The sequence below is a fragment of the uncultured Sphingomonas sp. genome, from assembly GCF_913776855.1.
In the GTDB taxonomy this organism is placed as follows: Bacteria; Pseudomonadota; Alphaproteobacteria; order Sphingomonadales; family Sphingomonadaceae; genus Sphingomonas.
Genome location: NZ_CAJYQD010000032.1, coordinates 22,129 through 38,864, shown reverse-complemented (window position 1 = coordinate 38,864; position 16,736 = coordinate 22,129). Strand labels below are relative to the sequence as shown.

Genomic DNA, 16,736 nt, shown 5'->3' with positions numbered 1-16,736 from the left:
GAGTAAATCCCGCGTCGTCGGTCGGAAGCTTCGCCCCCGCCGGCCGGCCTCGGGCCGGGCTATGCCGCCCGGCGTCGGCGCTTACGCGCCTGCAACCTCGGCCGTATCGACCTTGATCCCCGGACCCATCGACGAGCTGACCGCAACCTTGCGGACATACTTGCCCTTGGCGCCCGACGGCTTGGCCTTCACCACCGCATCGACCAGTGCGTCGAAGTTTTCGCGGAGATCAGCGGCCGAGAACGACGCCTTGCCGATGCCCGAATGGATGATGCCGGCCTTTTCGACGCGGTACTCGACCTGACCACCCTTGGCCGCCTCGACCGCAGCCGCGACGTTCATGGTGACCGTGCCCAGCTTCGGGTTCGGCATCAGGCCCTTCGGACCCAGGATCTTGCCGAGACGACCGACCAGACCCATCATGTCCGGGGTCGCGATGCAGCGATCGAAGTCGATCTTGCCGCCCTGGATCGCGTCCATCAGGTCCTCGGCACCGACGACATCGGCACCCGCCGCGGTGGCTTCCTCGGCCTTCGCGCCGCGGGCGAACACGCCGACGCGCACGGTCTTGCCGGTGCCCTTGGGCAGGGTCACGACGCCGCGGACCATCTGGTCGGCGTGACGCGGATCGACGCCCAGGTTCAGCGCGACTTCGATCGTCTCGTCGAACTTGGCGGTCGCATGGGTCTTGGCGAGCGCAATGGCTTCATCGACGCCGTACAGCTTCTGCGCATCGACGGCAGCGGCGAGGGTCTTCGCCTTCTTGGTCAGCTTGGCCACAGTCTTAACCCTCCACCACTTCGAGGCCCATCGCGCGGGCCGAACCTTCGATGATCTTCGTCGCCGCGTCGATGTCGTTGGCGTTCAGATCCTTCATCTTCATCGTGGCGATTTCGCTCAGCTGCGAACGCTTGATGCTGCCGGCCTTCACCTTGCCCGGTTCCTTCGAACCCGACTTCAGGTTGATCGCCTGCTTGATGAGGTAGGTCGCCGGCGGCGTCTTCGTCTCAAAGCTGAACGAACGGTCGGCATAGACGGTGATGATCGTCGGCAGCGGGGTGCCCTTCGCCGTGTCACCGGTCTGCGCGTTGAACGCCTTGCAGAATTCCATGATGTTCACGCCGCGCTGACCCAGCGCCGGGCCGATCGGCGGCGACGGCTTGGCTTCGCCCGCCGGCACCTGCAGCTTGATATAGCCGGTAATCTTCTTGGCCATGGTTCACTCTCTTTCAAGTTTAGCGGTTCGTGCGGCGCGGCCCAATGGGCCGGCCTCCCGCCATGGTTTCCAAAACTGTCGTTTGGGAAGCGGCGCGCTTAGCGCAAACCGGCCCCCCTTGCAATGTAGGATTCCGCCTGATCCGGTAGGCGCCATGCCCGATCGCAAACCCCGCCCGTACAGCCGGAAACAGGCGCTGCAGAACGCCGCCTTCCTCGCCGAACTCGAACGCAGCGGCAATGCCCGCGACGCCGCCCGCACAACCGGCCTCAACCGCTCGATGCTCACCAAGCGAAGGAACGCCGACCCCGACTTCGCCCAGCGCTGGGAAGCCGCCCTGACCCTCGCCGCCGCCCGCCTCGCCAAGCCCGAGCAGACGGAAGGCCCCGCGCGCGTCGTCCGCTCGAAAGGCCGCCTGCAACTGCGCGTCGGCAAGACCCGCACCATCGACCGCGACGCCGAACAACGCTTCCTCGCCGCCTTGAGCGCCACCGCCAATGTCCGCCTCTCGGCAGCAGCCGCCGGCTTCGCCCATTCCAGCTTCTACGCCCGCGCGCGCAACCATCCCGGCTTCGCCCGCGAAATGCGTGTGGCGCTGGCGGTCGGCTCCGAACGGCTGGAGGCGGCGCTGCTCGAAAGTTCGCTGCCCGAAGCCAACGTCCACGACCATTGGCGCCACAACGATCCCCCGCCGATCCCGGCGATGACGGCAGCGCAGGCGATGCAGATGATCGCGTGGAACGACCGCCGGGCAAAGGGGCTGGCCGAACCCGACCTCGCCCCGAAGCGCGGCGAGAGCAACGCGGCGTATCTCGAGCGCAAGGCGAAGGACTATCGCGCCGGGTTGCTGCTGGAGGAAGACGAGATGCGGATGGTGGAATATGCGCAGCTGGAGTGGCGGCGGGGTGGGCGGCGGACGCAGTGGGAGCCGGTGGGGTGGGAGGTGGCAATGGAGATTGCGTTGCGGAAGGGGTGATCAAGATAAATACAGTTATGTCGCAATTAAATCGGTAAGTTACTTATCTAATATCGAGGCGGTACACGCGGTAAGCTGAAGACTAGGCCGTCTGATACTTTATTGGAAGATTCTGTGTCATGAACAGGGAGGTCGTGAAAATTAAAATTATCGGATATTGGAGAGATAGACCCTAACCCGAATAAGCGCTCATATTCGCTGACGTTGCCGATAATATTGAAATTTCCGTTACTTATTGCGTGGAAAAGTAAGCCCCCGAATCCGGCTGTGCAAACTTGTGAATTATTTTTAGGTGGAATAGGAATTCCTGACGTACTTGATCCTATCGTCATGCCGTGGTGTTTGAATCTAAATCGCCAATCGTTCGAATTTGTTCGGCCAATGAATAAATTCCAAGTAGTAGGGGGTTTCCTATTCTCAAAAACATAAGTTCTTTCTTTTTGCCCTATCCCGCTCGTCGGGACATGCTCCCTGTCAGCTACAGAAAAAAATATAGCGCAAAAACTCGCTAATGCTTGCTGCGCGGAAGAGTCTAGAAGGACATTCAATCCTGCTATCATTGGTTCAATGAAGACAAATGATCTTTTTTCAATATCATTCATCCATCCAGCATTGCATTCTCTACACACAATTCGGAGCTGTTTTGTTCCAAGGTGGCCATTTTTTGTCTTAGGAAGCTCTGGGCTAATTATGGTGGTGTTGTCAGCGTAGGATATGTTAATGAGGTGGCCGGTGTGGTTAATTGCATCACGCGGAAGCAATCTCCTTAGGCGATTAGGGAAGATATGTTGCTTCGACAAGGAGCCGGATCGGCCGCAAAATACGCATAGTCCAGCTTGCTGCTTTGGCGGATTAAGATTCATATCTCATTCCACATGGTTCACTGCCTATTTATCATAGCAGGAGAGAAGGCACGGTGTTACTTTGCTTGATGCTCTTGGAATAAGTTAAAAAAATGGGTCGATGGTCGATTAGTTAATCTACACCGGCGTCTGCGACGGTTGGCGCTTTTTAGCATCAGCGATTATTGACGTCCAATCAGTCCAGTGGTCATAATCATATCGGAACTTAATAAAAAACGGCGCAGGGCCTTCGCCCTACGCCGCTAACGTCGGTCGGGTTTGCACCCGCCGGCCGGTCGGTCGCCGTCTCGAAATCAGCTGACGCTAATTTCGTGCGGCCAGCAAGCAAGGCGTGGCCTTACTTGCTTCTCTCGACCTGCTCGAAATCCAGTTCCACTGGCGTCGCGCGCCCGAAGATCGACACGCTGACCTTCACCTTCGACTTGTCGAAGTCCAGTTCCTCGACCACGCCGTTGAAGCTCGCGAACGGGCCGTCCAGCACCTTGACCGAATCGCCGATTTCGAAATCGACCTTGATCTTCTGCTTGGTGGGCGACGCGGCGGCCTCTTCCTTGCTGTTCAGCATCCGCGTGGCTTCCGCCTCGCTGATCGCCTGCGGCTTGCCCGACGATCCCAGGAAGCCGGTAACCTTCGGCGTGTTCTTGACGAGGTGGTACACCTGGTCGCTCAGGTCCAGCTTCGCCAGCACGTAACCGGGCATGAACTTGCGCTCGGACTGCACCTTCTTGCCGCGACGGACTTCGGTCACATTCTCGGTCGGGACCTCGATCGCCTCGACCGCATGGTCGAGGCCGAGGCGCGTCGCTTCGGACAGGATCGAATCGCGGACCTTGCCCTCGAACCCGGAATAGGCGTGAATGATGTACCAGCGCGACATGATTGTCCTTAAAGCTATGGGGGGTGCGACGGCAGTTACTGCGCGAGCTTCAGCAGGCCCTTGACGATCGCGTCGAACGCCGAATCCACGCCGAGGAAGAAGATCGCCAGCAGCGAGGTCATGATGACGACCATCACCGCGGTCATCACCGTTTCCTTGCGGGTCGGCCACGTCACCTTGGCGGTTTCGGCCCGGACCTGCCGCATGAATTCGACTGGGGTAACCTTCGCCACGTCTCGCACCTTCGCATTATCGGTTCGACCGACCGCCGGACACAAGGCCCCGTCCGGTCCCTGTCAGAACCGGCGCGACCCATCCACGCTGTCGGATTGGGCATGGTATCTAGCGACTGCGCGCTCGGGAAGCAAGCGCGCGGGGCAGGGGCGCGCGGCGCCCCGCTCGCCCCGCGCCCCGCGCCGTCCCGGCAAGGACTGCGATCCCCCCGCTACGGCACAGACGGGCGCCGCGCGCGGTCCCCGCCAGTGCGATCGGCGGTCCTCAGAACCGATAGCCGAACCCGGCCACCGCATGACGCCGGTCGAAGTTCAGCCCCTCGTAGATCCGGTCCTTCGTGCGGAAGTTCGTCGCGACCAGTTCGGCCTTGACGAACGCCCCGCCGCCGACCCCCATTTCACCGCCCAGCCCGAAGTTCATGCCGGCATAGGTTTCGGTGGTCTTGTCGGTGCCGAACGCGAATTCCAGAGGCATCGACGCATAGCCGACCTTGCCATAGAACTGCGCCTGCTCGCCGACCTTCACCCCCAGCCGGACGCCGCCGCCCAGCTCGCCCTTCGCCCGCTGGCACAATTCGGTGAACGCCCCGACATCGTCGCACCTGTTGGTCGTCGCCCCGGCATAACCGGCATAGACACCCAGCAGCACCCGGCTGCCGATCGCGACGTCATATCCGATCTCGCCGCCATAGCGGATGCCGTCGGCGCCATCATAATATTTGGTGTCGCCGTCGATGGTGTTGACCTCCAACCGGTCATACCCGCCCTGCACCTCGACCCGGAACCCGGTCATCGGGTCGCGGTACGTGACCTCCTCGCCATTGCCATAGGGATCGAACGGCTTGTCCTGTGCCCATATCGGCGTCGCGCCCAGCAGCGCCGCGACCGCAGCGACCATCGTCAATTTCATGTCGGTCCCCCTTTGGACGCGAATGCCGCGTCGGAGGGCCTGATGGCGGGTCGATCGTTTCGTGCCGGTTACGATTCCGGCAATCGCATCCGAAACGGTTACAACAGGCTGATCGCCGCGAACCCGCCGACCAGCGCCACGACCAGCAGGATGCCGATCATGGTCAGGCGCTTCTCGATGAACTCCTGCACCGGCGCGCCATATTTCTTCAGCAGGAACGCGATCAGGAAGAAGCGGAACGCGCGGGTGATCGCCGCGGTCAGCACGAACAGGCCGAAGTTGAACTTGGCAAGGCCCGACGCGATCGTGACCAGCTTGAACGGGATCGGCGTCAGCCCTTTCAGCAGGATGATCGCCGCGCCATATTCGGCAAAGCCCGCCTGGAACTTCGCCGCCTTGTCCTGCAACCCGTACAGGTTGATGACCCACGCGCCGACCGTGTCCCACAGGAAATAGCCGATGGCATAGCCGACCATCCCGCCCAGCACCGACGCGATCGTACAGATCGCCGCGATCTGATACGCGCGGCTGCGATGCTGCAGGATGACCGGGACCAGCACCACGTCGGGCGGGATCGGAAAGAACGAGCTTTCGCAGAACGACACGACCGCCAGGCTGCGCACCGCATGGCGATGATTGGCAAGGCGAAGCGTCCAGTCGTACAGCGCGCGGAACATCGTCGTCGAATCCAGTCCATCGGTTGCGGGGATCGGCGCGGCGGCGCGCTGGCACGAGTGGAGGGATTCGAACCCCCGGCCCTCGGTTTTGGAGACCGATGCTCTACCAGCTGAGCTACACTCGTGTGCGGACGCGGCCTCTATCCCGGTCGAACCGGAAGGGCAAGGCCAAATCCGGGATAGGGAAGCGCGGGGCTGTAGGAAAGTGAAAAATCAGGCGGCGATGGCGTAGGGCTTGATCTCGCCTTCGAGGTACAATTTGCGTGCCTTCGCCCGGCTCAACTTGCCCGACGAGGTGCGCGGCAGGGTCCGCGGCGGGACCAGTTCGATAACGCAGTTCATGCCGGTAACCGACCGCACCCGCTCACGAATTTCCTCGCGCAGCCGCTGGCGCTCGCCCTCGTCCGACGCCCGGCACTGCACCAGTACCGCGGGGGTTTCCTCACCGCCCGGCGTCGTGATGGCGAAGGCGGCGATGTCGCCGGCCTTGAATCCGGGCAGCTGTTCCACCGCCCATTCGATGTCCTGCGGCCAGTGATTCTTGCCGTTGACGATGATCATGTCCTTGGCCCGGCCGACAATATAGACATATCCGTCAGACAGATAGCCCATGTCCCCGGTGTCCAGCCATCCGTCGACCATGCACGCCGCAGTCGCTTCCTCGTCGCGGAAATAGCCGCTCATCAGCGACGGGCCCTTGCACCACAGCTTGCCGATCGCGCGCTCGGGCAGGGGCGTGCCGTCCTCCTCGCGGATCTCGACCGCCATGTCCTTCACCGGCTTCCCGCAATTGACGATCGCGCGGTACCGCTGCGGCCGGTCGGCGCGGCCGGTGCCGCCGGAAAGTTCCGTTTCCTCAACCAGTTCGACGATGATCCCTTCGCCCGGCGGCATGATCGCCACCGCCAGCGTCGCTTCGGCAAGGCCATAGGACGGCAGGAACGCCGACGCCTTGAACCCCGCATCCGCAAACGCATCGACGAACGACTGCATCACGTCGGGCCGGATCATGTCCGCGCCGTTGCCCGCCAGCCGCCAGCGCGACAGGTCGAACCGGTCGGCCGCCTTGGTCTGGCTCGACATCCGCCGCGCGCAGATGTCGTAGCCGAAGGTCGGCGAGTAGGAAATCGAATTGCCGCTGTTGCGGGTGATGAGATCGAGCCATGCCAGCGGACGGCGGGCGAAATCCTCGGTCTTCAGATAGTCGGTCGATACCTGGTTGGCGACGACCGACAGGAAGCAGCCGACCAGCCCCATGTCGTGATACCATGGCAGCCACGAGATGCAGCGATCGTCCTCGACCAGCTGCATCCCATGGCTGTGCGCCGACAGGTTGTTCAGCAGCGCGGCATGGGTGATCTCGGTCCCATGCGGGAAACGGGTTGAACCGCTCGAATATTGCAGGTAGCAGATGTCGTCGGTGGACGCCTTGGGCAATTCGACCGCCGGTGCATCGGCGGCAGAAAAGCTTTCCCAGTCAATGCCTTCGACGCCGGCGATCCGCGCGGCCTCGCCCGCCATCGCTTCCAGTTCGGCCGGGTAGAACAGGGTCTTCGGATCGCAGCTCGCCAGCTGCACCCGCAGCTGTTCGACATAGGCTTCGCGCCCGCCGAACGAGGTGGGCAGCGGCAGCGGCACCGGCCACGCGCCGGCATAGACCACGCCGAAGAACAGCGCGGCGAATTCCGGCCCCGTCTCGGCGATCAGCGCGATGCGGTCGTTCGGGCGCACCCCCTTCGCGATCAGGCGATAGGCCTGTTGCAGCGCATCCGCGCGCATCTCGCGGAACGGATAGGGCCGTTTCAGCGTGCCGCGCGCGTCGTGGAAGTTCAGCCCGCGCGTACCCTGCGCCGCATAGTCCATCGCATCGCCCAGCGTCGCGAAGTCGGCGAAGCGGCGCGGCAACGCGTCCACGGTCGGCGTCGCTTCCGGCGAAACTGCAACACTATCTTCAAGATTCGTCGTCATTCTTGTCCAACTCTCAGGCTCGTTCGCGCGATACGCGGCGTTCGAAGCATGTCGCCATAGCGGCAAAGGACCGCGCGGCACAGTTGATTTCAAAATCGCCGCCCAGTGTGGCACAAACATGGCGCATGTCCCGAGACCCTCGCCGTCCGCTACCGCCGCTCGACCAGCCTGCCTTGGAGCGTGCCGCCTTACGCTATGTTGAACGCTATGCGACGACGCGGGCGAAACTCGTTCTGTATCTTAACCGCAAGCTGCGCGAACGCGGCGGGGAGGGGCCGATCGACGTCGATGGCCTTGCCGACCGGATGGCGGCGTTGCGCTATGTGGACGATCGCGCCTTTGCGGAGGCTCGCGTCGCGTCGATGACCCGGCGCGGGCTGGGTCCGCAGCGGGTGCGCGACGCGTTGCGCCAGGCGGGTGTCGGGGCGGCGGATGCCGGCGAATTTCACGAGACGCTGGAGGAGGGGGCCGAAGCGGCCGCGCTCGCCTTTGCCCGGCGCAAGCGCATCGGGCCGTTCGCGACCGCCCCGGTCGAACGCGACAGGCGCGAGAAGCAGATCGCCGCCATGGTGCGCGCCGGCCATGCCCCGTCGCTCGCCCGGCGGATCGTCGGGCTGGAGCCGTCCGACGACGATACGGACTGGGATGGCTAGATCGTAAAGAAATCGTCGCGTTCGCGAAACATCGTGTTAGAGTATGCGCAGGGGGAGCGAGCGACGATGCGTCTGGAAGCGCGAACGATTGCCGATGATTGCGTGACGGGACAACCGGTACCGGCCCTGATCGCTGCTGTGCGCGAGGAACTGGTCCCGGCAGTGCGCGGGTCGATCAAATGGTTCGACGTGACACGCGGTTTCGGGTTTGCAGTGGCCGACGACCCGGCGATCGGCGACGTCCTGATCCATTTTTCCGTCCTCGAACCCCATGGCCGGCGGACCCTGCCCGAAGGGGCGATCGTCACCTGCAACGTGGTGCGGCGCACGCGCGGGATGCAGGCGGTCGAAATCCTCGACATCGACTTGTCGAGCGCGATCGAACCGGTGCGGCGCGTCGCCGACCGGCCCGATCGCACGGCGCTGACCGATCAGGCCGGGCCGTTCGAACCCGTGACAGTCAAATGGTTCAACCGCCTGAAAGGCTATGGTTTCCTGGTTCGCGACGGCAAGCCGGGCGACGTCTTCGTCCATATGGAAACGCTGCGCCAGGGCGGGATCGAGGAAGTCGACCCCGAACAGCGGCTTGTCGCCCGGATCGTCGAAGGGCAGAAGGGGCCGTTGGCCGTCATGGTCGAAACGGGCGAGTAGAACGCGTGGCGGTTACGGGATTTTCAGGGCTGGCGGCGGTCGCGCTGCTGGCGGCATTGGGCGGCTGCAAGGAAAAGGCGGGCGACGATCCCGTCGCGCTGGCGAAGACCGCCCTCACCATCACCACCGCCGACGGCGCCACGCATCGCTTCACCGTCGAGGTCGCGGCAACCGAACCGCAGCAGCAGCAGGGGCTGATGTACCGCCCGCCACTTAGCGCCAACGCCGGCATGTTGTTCGCGCCCTATCCCCCCGACGGCGGACCGCCCAGAGCGGCCAGTTTCTGGATGAAGAACACGCCCAGCCCGCTCGACATCCTGTTCATCCGACCCGACCGTACCATCGCGACCGTTGCCGAGAATACCGTGCCCTTTTCCGAAGCGCCGGTCCCGTCGGGCGAACCGGTGTCGGCGGTACTGGAACTGGGCGGCGGGCGCGCCGCCGAACTGGGCATCGCGGCGGGCGACAAGGTGGCGTGGAAATGATCCACCCCATTGTCGTGCGCCTGGGGCTACGCTAAGCGGTCGCGCATGGGAATCCTCGCGAACGTCTTCACCTGGTGGAACGGTGCCACCTTCGGCACCTGGCTCGGTCTGCGCGGCAAGACGCAGGTCGGCACCGACGACCTCGGCAACGCCTATTATGAGGGCGGTCGCGATACGGCGGGCAATCCGCGCCGCTGGGTGATCTATGCCGGATCGAACGATTCGAGCCGCGTGCCGCCCGAATGGTTCAGCTGGCTGCACCATCAGATCGAGGGTACGCCCGAGCAGTCGCTGCCGCCGGTGCGCCAGTGGCAGAAGCCGGCGATCCCGAACCAGACCGGCACCGCGCTCGCCTATCGCCCGCCCGGCGTGCTGGACAAGGGCGGCGCCCGCGTGCGCGCCACCGGCGATTACGAGGCGTGGAGCCCCGACGCGTGAATTTGCGCCGCTGGCTGGCCGGGCTGGCGATTGCGGCCCTGCTGGCGGTCGGCGGCTGGTTCGGCTGGCGCAGCTGGCACTCGCGTCAGGCGACACCGGCCGGCTCCCGCGCGGAAATCCCGGTGCCCGAATCGGTGCGTCCGCGCGCCAATGCCCCGGAAGTTGTCAGCGTCGATGCCGGCCTCGACAGCCGCTTGCTGGCCGGCGCCACGCCGATGGCCCAGCGCGTCGCGGTCGTCGGCCTGCTGAACAAGCGCAATGGCGAAACCCGTGACCTGACGCTGAAACCCGGACAGGCGGTCCGCGTCGGCGACGTGATCGTGCGCCTGCGCGCCTGCGAACGCACCGCGCCGTGGGAGCAGGAGCAATATACCGGCGCCTTCGTGCAGATGGACGTGCGTGGCACCGACAATAAATGGCGCCGGGCCTTTTCAGGCTGGCTGTTCAAGGAACGCCCGGCGCTGAATGTTGTGCTGCACCCGATCTATGACGTGTGGCCCAAGAGCTGCACGATGTCCTTCCCCGACACCGGTCCCGATACCGTCTCGGCCGGGGCAGGAGCGGCGGCGCCGACGGCCAGCGGCCCGCGCCGGTCGAGCGCGTCGAATGCGGCGGAGGCCAGCCCGGTGCCGGCCGAATCGATCCCCAGCGCACCGGACAACAGCGCCGAATAGGCTTTTCGCGGAATCTCCACCGCGCCCATCGTCGCCAGATGATCGGTCTGGAACTGACAGTCGAGCAGCCGGAACCCACCGACCTTCAATCGCGCGACCAGCCACGCCAGCGCGACCTTCGATGCGCTGGGCGCACGGCTGACCATCGATTCGCCGAAGAATGCGTGCCCCAAGGCGAGGCCATAGAGGCCGCCGGCCAGGCGATCGCCGTCCCACACCTCGACGGAATGGGCGAATCCCATGTCGTGCAGGCGCAGGAAGGCGCGCTCGATCGTGCCGTTGATCCACGTCTCCGGCCGGTCCGACGCGCTTTCGGCGCACAGTTCGATGATTTCCCCGAACGCGACGTCGGCGGTAACGCGGTAGCGATCCGACGCGACCAGCTTGCGTAGCGACCGCGACAAATGGAAGCCGTCGAGCGGCAACACGCCGCGCAGCTTGGGTTCTACCCAATAGATGCCTGGCGCATCGCGGTCGTCGGCCATCGGAAAGATGCCGCTGGCATAGGCGCGCAGGACCGTTTGCGGGTCCAGATCGAAATCGGGGGCCATCGGGCGCACCCTATCGTGACTCCGGCCGCTGGCAACCGGTCATTCCCCGGCCAGATAGCGGGCGACCGGCTCGATCATGTCCTCCGGAATGCGCCGCGCGATGACCGGCATCGTTGCCTGATCCTTACGCGCGTCGACCACTTCCTTTTCGCCGCGCCAATGGCGCAGCCGTTCGGCGATGTAGACCGATCGCTGGCCGTCGATCACGGGGAAGCGCTTGGCGCCGGCGGCATCGTGGCAGCTGCGACAAGCGGGCAATTGCTTGTCCGGCAGGCCGCGCTCGACGATCTGCCGCGCCGCTGCGTCCTTGTTGCCGCCACGGCCCGGCGCGATGCCGGGCATGGCGGCGAAGCGCTGCGCCAACGCCACGCGCTCTTCGGGCGTCAGCAGCGCGGCGGCATTGCCCATGACCGCGCTCTGGCGGTGGCCGGCGGCATAGGCCTGGAGCGCGGCGGCAAGATAGGCGGGATTCTGTCCGGCCAGGATCGGAATGTCGCGCTGGCCGCGGCCGAGGCCATCGGTGCCATGGCACCCGGCGCAGCTGTCGAACCGGCCGTTCGCCGATCCGAACCCCTGCGCATTGCTGCCGGCCAGAACCCGATATTGCTGCGGGGTCATGGTGGGTAGCAATCGGACGAACGCGACCATCCGCTTCACCTCGTCCGGGCGGTCCTTCGCGGCCCAGGCGGGCATGCCGCTGAACTTCACGCCATGTTCGAGAATCCAGAACAGCTGCCGGTCGGTCCACTCCTTCGCATTCTTCGACAGGTCGGGGGCAGGGGGCGTCGCTGCCTGCATCAGCGGCAGCGGCCGGACGCCGGGCGCGCCGTGGCACGATGCGCAGGACGACGCGTAATAGCCCGCCGCGCTGACGAGGCCGCTATCGTCCTTCGCCTCCTTCGGCGTCGAAAATGCGGCACGCGTCTGCACCGAATTGCGCATGACCCAGTGCAGGAACCAGTCGGTGATCGCCCAATGCCCCGACGATGCCGCGACGTTGAACAGCCCCGACCACGCATAGGCCATGCCCAGCGCAAAGATACCGAGCAACGTCACGATCACGCGCTTCCAGGTGAGGCGGATGGTCATGGCGTCGGCTCCGGGTGGCGTAACAGGGTGGCGAGCAGGGCAAGGCCGCCGAGGAAATAGCTGGCCGCGCCGATCACCAGCATGACGACCCCGCCCAGTTGCTGGTCGGCCAGCGCATCGTGCATCCCGTGCGCCATCGCCGGATAGAGCGGGCGCGGGGCCAGGCCGATCAGTGCGCCGAGCAGGGTCATGTGCATCGAGGTCAGCAGCAGTGCGCCGACCCCCGCCGCACGCCGGTCCGGCCCGGTGCCCAGCACGGCCGCCCAGAGCAGCCAGCCGGCCAGCAAAAACATCGCCTGTTCGACGATCATCGCCGCAAGGTGCGTGTCGGCCAGTATCCTGAGCGCGGGCAGGTGCCAGCCCCAGACCGTCGCCAGCTCGACCAGCGACATGGCGAGCGGGGTGACGGTGTGCGGCCAGCGGCGGGCCGGATCGAAGCGGGTGTCGCCAAGCCCGAAGGCGAGCAGCGGCGCGGCGATGGCGACGGCGATCATGTGCCCGGCCATATGCCCGACCATCCCCGCCTGCGCCGCCGCCAGCCACCCTGCGGGCAACAGCACGAGCCCCGCGATCAGGCTCGCGCGCTTCACCGGCAATCCGTCAGGAACAGCACCGGCGCTGCGGTGAAGATCACGCCGACGAAGCTGAGCGCCGCCAGCAACACCGTGGAGAAGGCGAGGAAGCGGATGCGATCGCTGTCGGTGCCTTCCTCATGCGGCGGCGTGTCCCCCGGTATGCGCGACTGGAGATGCGCGACGACTCCCGCCGCGAGGATCAGCGTCAGCGCGACCACGGTGCCGACCGTGTAGAGGGTTGGAAAGCGCGGAAATCCGCCGACCTTCGCGCAGTGGATCGCCGCCCACAGGTAGGAGAACAGGAAATGTACCGCCCATACGGTCGGCGGTACGATCAGCGACCACAGCGTGACCTTCAGCTTGGCCACCATGCCGTGCAGCCCGCGCTTCATGCGACCCCCGGAAACAGACCGATCGTCGCATAGGTGACGATGGCGGTCAGCGCCATGAAGTGCTGATACACGGTGATGTTGCGCAAATCGGCGTCATGGGTCGGCGTCATCCGCCCGGCGATGCTGCGCGCCAGCGTGTAGGCCTGCATGATCGCGCCGACACCGGCATGGGCAGTGGTCCAGATCACCAGCACCCATACGATCGCGGGATAGCTGTGCAGTTCAGGGTCCAGCCCGGTGGTCAGCGGTCCCTGCAACCCGGCCCAGATGCCGGCCAGGCTGGCAAGGATGCCGAGCGCCAGCAACCCGCGCGCCGCAGCCACGCCGCCGCGCCGGTTGCTCTCCCGCGCCGCCACGGTCGCGATCCAGCTGACCGCCGCGACGCCCAGCGCCACCATCGGCCAGAAAATGCCCGGCCCGTCCATGCCGGGGCCGGAGGGCGGAAATTCGGGATGCACCGTCCAGAAGAAATAATAGCCGAAGACGAGGCCGGAAAAGGCGGTGGCATCGGCCATCATCGTGATGAACATCGCCCACCATCCCGGCGCGGCCGATCCGGAGACATAGAGTGGCAGTTCGATACCGTGGCCGATCGGCTTGGACGGTTTCTCCGGGATTTCGGCGGTACCGGTCCACAGCCAGTAGAGGACGAACCCCAGTGTCACGATCGCACCGGCCAGCGACCACCAATAGAGGTGATAGGTGGTCAGGATGAACACGCTGCCCAGCGCAATTGCGGTCAGCATCGGTACCCAGCTGGGCGTGCCCAGGCGCACGACATAGAGCGGGCGCGCGTCAAGGACGGTGGTGACGATCGTCTCGCGCCGGCCCTCCTCCGCATCGGGCAGGAAGAAGCGACCTTCGTCGACCTTCGCGACGAAATCCTTCTGGTCCCAGATCGGATAGCGGCTTTCGATCAACGGCACCGATCGGATGCCCCAATCCTCATCCTCCGGATGCGCCAGCCATTCGAGCGTCCCGGCGTTCCACGGATTGCGCACCGCCTTCACCCGCCACGGCGACCGCGCCAGGTCGATACAGACGACCAGCGTGCCGAGCGCGAACAGGTACGCACCCATGGTCGAGGCGAGGTTAAGATAGTCGATGCCGAGTTCGCTGGGATAGGTGAACACCCGGCGCGGCATCCCGTACAACCCGCTGAAATGCATCGGGAAGAAGGTGAGGTTCGCGCCGACGAACAGCATCCAGAAGGCGGTACGACCCATCTTGTCGGACAGCTTCTTGCCGGTCATCAGCGGCCAGTAATAATAAAGGCCACCGAACAGCGGCAATAGCGTGCCGCCGATCAGCACGTAGTGCAGATGCGCCACGACGAAATAGGTATCGTGCGCCTGCCAGTCCAACGGCGCGATCGCGACCATCACGCCGGTCAGCCCGCCGATCACGAAGATCGCGAGCGACCCGCTGGCATAGAGGAGCGGCGTCGACCACTTCACCTTGCCGGCCCACAATGTCGCGATGAACGCGAAAATCTGGATACCGGTCGGGATCGCGACCGCTTCGGACGCGGCGGAGAAGAAGGCGAGGCTGATCTTCGGCAGGCCGGTCGCGAACATGTGGTGGACCCAAAGGCCGAACGACAGGAACGCGGTGCCGACCGCCGCCAGCACGATCCACGGATAGCCTAGCAGATGCCGCTGGGCAAAGGTCGGGATCATCATCGCGAACAGTGCGATCGACGGCAGGAAGACGATATAGACTTCCGGATGGCCGAAGATCCAGAACAGGTGCTGCCACAGCAGCGGATCGCCGCCACGCGCCGCATCGAAGAACGGCCAGTTCAGCAGCCGCTCCATTTCGAACAACACGTCACCCGCGATCAGCGGCGGGAAGGCGAACAGGATCATCACCGCGACGACCAGGATGTACCAGGCATAGAGCGGCATCAGGTTCAGCCGCATCCCCGGCGGCCGACATTTCAGCACGCCGACGATCAGCTCGACCGCCGCCGCGACCGACGATACCTCGATAAAGGACAGCCCCAGCATCCAGATGTCGGCGCCCAGCCCCGACAGGTCGGTGCGGGTGGTGAGCGGCGGGTACATGAACCACCCGCCATCGGGCGCGGCGTTGAAGAAGATCGACCCGCCGACGAACACGCCGCCCAGCAGGAACGACCAATAGCCAAAGGCGGAGAGGCGCGGGAAGGGCAGGTCGCGCGCGCCCAGCAGCTGCGGCAACAGGATGATCGACACCGCTTCGAACATCGGCACGGCGAACAGGAACATCATCATCGAACCGTGCAGCGTGAACAGCTGGTTGAAGCTGTTCGCCGAGACAAGATCGTTCTCGGGTACCGCCAGCTGGGTGCGCATGATGAGCGCCAGCACGCCCGCGAACAACATGAAACCGAACGCGGTCAGCGTGTACCACACGCCGACGCGGTTGTTGTTGCAATCGGTCCAGCGCAGGAAAATGCCCTGCGGCGGCTTCCACACCGCGCGCAGCCGCTCTTCCTGCGCGGCGCGGAGCGCGGGATCGTCTTGCGCGTGCAGGCTCATTTCAGGCTTTCCAGATAGGCGGCGATCGCCTGCGCGTCCTGTGACGACAATTGCGGATAGGCAGGCATCCGGGCGCCCGGCTTGACCGCCGGCGCGTCCTTGATGAAGCGGACCAGCGCCGCGCGGGTCATCGGCGTCGTCCCCGCGCCCAGCGAGGTGCGGCTGCCCATATGGGTCAGGTCGGGGCCGATCTGACCGGCGGCGGGCGTGCCGGCGATGGCGTGGCATCCGGTGCAGCCATTGGCGGCGAAGGCACGCGCGCCGGCGGCGGTGTCAGCGGCCGGGGCGGCGGGGCGGCGCTCGTTGGCCAGCCACGCGTCGAACGCGGCCGGCTCCATCGCCACCACGTCGAACGCCATCAGCGCGTGGCTGAGGCCGCAGAACTCGGTACAGACGCCGCGATACTTGCCGGCCTTCGTCGCGCGGACGACCAGCGTGTTGGTGCGGCCGGGGATCATGTCCATCTTGCCCGCCAGACCCGGAATCCAGAAGCTGTGGATCACGTCGCCGGCGGTCAGGTCGAATTGCACGACGCGGCCGACCGGAATGCGGATTTCGTTGGCGGTGACGACCGGCGGGCTGCCCGGCGGCTGGTACTGGACACGCCACCAGAACTGCTCGCCCTCCACCGCGATGCGCAGGTCGCCCTTCGCCACCGGCAGCGGGCGCATGGCAGGCAGGCTGTAGAGCAGCAGCCCCAGCAACACGACGACCGGCAGTACGCCGCCCAGCCATCCGACGAGCCGCATTCCGCCACGCAGGGTAAGCTTACCCTCCGGCGCCCGCACGGCGGCAATCATCAACGCCGCGACCCCGGCGGCGATCACGATCGCGCCGATCAGCATGATGACGGTCAGATGGCGGACCGTCGCGGCTTCGTCGCCAAACACGTCGAGCGCCGATTGATGCCGGTTACACGCCCCCAGCAGCAGTAACGCGACTGCACCCAAACTGGCCTTGACGCCGCGCATAGTCCCCCTTCGCCC

18 protein-coding genes, 1 tRNA gene and 1 pseudogene are annotated in these 16,736 nt (G+C 65.1%); 6 read left to right on the top strand and 14 right to left on the bottom strand.

Going from position 1 to position 16,736, the window contains the following annotated elements:
• Nucleotides 1-81: 81 nt before the first annotated feature.
• On the bottom strand, nt 82-780 hold the full coding sequence (gene rplA, locus QZ755_RS08670) for a 50S ribosomal protein L1 (protein WP_288411390.1): 699 nt from the start codon (nt 778-780) through the stop codon (nt 82-84).
• A 4-nt stretch (nt 781-784) separates the two neighbouring features.
• The gene (rplK, locus tag QZ755_RS08665) at nt 785-1,216 is read right to left on the bottom strand and encodes a 50S ribosomal protein L11 (RefSeq protein WP_066693188.1); all 432 of its coding nucleotides are present in this window, start codon (nt 1,214-1,216) and stop codon (nt 785-787) included.
• A 154-nt stretch (nt 1,217-1,370) separates the two neighbouring features.
• On the opposite strand from rplK, the gene QZ755_RS08660 reads away from it, so the two are divergent.
• On the top strand, nt 1,371-2,192 hold the full coding sequence (locus tag QZ755_RS08660) for a hypothetical protein (protein WP_294321930.1): 822 nt from the start codon (nt 1,371-1,373) through the stop codon (nt 2,190-2,192).
• A 1,200-nt stretch (nt 2,193-3,392) separates the two neighbouring features.
• On the opposite strand, the gene nusG is transcribed toward QZ755_RS08660, so the two are convergent.
• The 6 genes from nusG to QZ755_RS08630 form a co-directional block, all read right to left on the bottom strand.
• Nucleotides 3,393-3,932: a transcription termination/antitermination protein NusG gene (gene nusG / locus QZ755_RS08655; RefSeq protein ID WP_055759843.1), complete on the bottom strand. Its 540-nt coding sequence runs from the start codon at nt 3,930-3,932 to the stop codon at nt 3,393-3,395.
• Nucleotides 3,933-3,967: 35 nt separating this feature from the next.
• Nucleotides 3,968-4,165 (bottom strand): preprotein translocase subunit SecE, encoded by a 198-nt coding sequence (secE, locus tag QZ755_RS08650; RefSeq protein ID WP_294321926.1) that lies wholly within the window; start codon nt 4,163-4,165, stop codon nt 3,968-3,970.
• A gap of 265 nt (nt 4,166-4,430) precedes the next feature.
• The gene (locus QZ755_RS08645) at nt 4,431-5,075 is read right to left on the bottom strand and encodes an outer membrane beta-barrel protein (RefSeq protein ID WP_294321924.1); all 645 of its coding nucleotides are present in this window, start codon (nt 5,073-5,075) and stop codon (nt 4,431-4,433) included.
• 98 nt (nt 5,076-5,173) lie between these two features.
• Entirely contained in the window at nt 5,174-5,752 is a 579-nt protein-coding gene (locus tag QZ755_RS08640) for a YqaA family protein (protein WP_294321922.1), read from the bottom strand.
• Between the two features lie 49 nt (nt 5,753-5,801).
• Nucleotides 5,802-5,877, bottom strand: a tRNA-Trp gene (locus QZ755_RS08635).
• 88 nt (nt 5,878-5,965) lie between these two features.
• A complete protein-coding gene (locus QZ755_RS08630; protein WP_294321920.1) occupies nt 5,966-7,720 on the bottom strand; it encodes a fatty acyl-AMP ligase in 1,755 nt (584 codons plus the stop codon).
• A 125-nt stretch (nt 7,721-7,845) separates the two neighbouring features.
• On the opposite strand from QZ755_RS08630, the gene QZ755_RS08625 reads away from it, so the two are divergent.
• From QZ755_RS08625 to QZ755_RS08605, 5 genes and pseudogenes are all read left to right on the top strand, one after another.
• Nucleotides 7,846-8,373, top strand: coding sequence for a RecX family transcriptional regulator (locus tag QZ755_RS08625; RefSeq protein WP_294321919.1), 528 nt, complete (start codon nt 7,846-7,848; stop codon nt 8,371-8,373).
• A 102-nt stretch (nt 8,374-8,475) separates the two neighbouring features.
• Nucleotides 8,476-9,024: a cold shock domain-containing protein gene (locus tag QZ755_RS08620; RefSeq protein ID WP_294321917.1), complete on the top strand. Its 549-nt coding sequence runs from the start codon at nt 8,476-8,478 to the stop codon at nt 9,022-9,024.
• Nucleotides 9,025-9,080: 56 nt separating this feature from the next.
• Nucleotides 9,081-9,509, top strand: a complete 429-nt coding sequence (locus QZ755_RS08615; RefSeq protein ID WP_294322117.1) for a DUF192 domain-containing protein — start codon at nt 9,081-9,083, stop codon at nt 9,507-9,509.
• Between the two features lie 45 nt (nt 9,510-9,554).
• Nucleotides 9,555-9,947, top strand: coding sequence for an NADH:ubiquinone oxidoreductase subunit NDUFA12 (locus QZ755_RS08610; protein WP_294321914.1), 393 nt, complete (start codon nt 9,555-9,557; stop codon nt 9,945-9,947).
• A gap of 215 nt (nt 9,948-10,162) precedes the next feature.
• Nucleotides 10,163-10,396, top strand: a pseudogene (locus tag QZ755_RS08605) (DUF2155 domain-containing protein); the annotation flags it as partial.
• Nucleotides 10,397-10,431: 35 nt separating this feature from the next.
• Here the strand turns inward: QZ755_RS08605 and aat are convergent.
• The 6 genes from aat to coxB are packed head-to-tail and all read right to left on the bottom strand — an operon-like array spanning nt 10,432 to nt 16,721.
• Nucleotides 10,432-11,172 (bottom strand): leucyl/phenylalanyl-tRNA--protein transferase, encoded by a 741-nt coding sequence (gene aat / locus QZ755_RS08600; RefSeq protein WP_294321912.1) that lies wholly within the window; start codon nt 11,170-11,172, stop codon nt 10,432-10,434.
• A gap of 39 nt (nt 11,173-11,211) precedes the next feature.
• Nucleotides 11,212-12,261, bottom strand: a complete 1,050-nt coding sequence (locus QZ755_RS08595; protein WP_294321910.1) for a c-type cytochrome — start codon at nt 12,259-12,261, stop codon at nt 11,212-11,214.
• Entirely contained in the window at nt 12,258-12,851 is a 594-nt protein-coding gene (locus tag QZ755_RS08590; protein WP_294321908.1) for a cytochrome c oxidase assembly protein, read from the bottom strand. The genes QZ755_RS08595 and QZ755_RS08590 overlap by 4 nt, the downstream gene beginning before the upstream one ends.
• Nucleotides 12,848-13,228 carry a hypothetical protein gene (locus QZ755_RS08585; protein WP_294321906.1) on the bottom strand — a complete coding sequence of 127 codons (381 nt, stop codon included), beginning with the start codon at nt 13,226-13,228 and terminating at the stop codon, nt 12,848-12,850. The genes QZ755_RS08590 and QZ755_RS08585 overlap by 4 nt, the downstream gene beginning before the upstream one ends.
• Nucleotides 13,225-15,750, bottom strand: coding sequence for a cbb3-type cytochrome c oxidase subunit I (locus QZ755_RS08580; RefSeq protein WP_294321903.1), 2,526 nt, complete (start codon nt 15,748-15,750; stop codon nt 13,225-13,227). Before QZ755_RS08580 ends, QZ755_RS08585 begins: the two co-directional genes overlap by 4 nt.
• Nucleotides 15,747-16,721 carry a cytochrome c oxidase subunit II gene (gene coxB, locus QZ755_RS08575; protein WP_294321901.1) on the bottom strand — a complete coding sequence of 325 codons (975 nt, stop codon included), beginning with the start codon at nt 16,719-16,721 and terminating at the stop codon, nt 15,747-15,749. The genes QZ755_RS08580 and coxB overlap by 4 nt, the downstream gene beginning before the upstream one ends.
• Nucleotides 16,722-16,736: the final 15 nt, after the last annotated feature.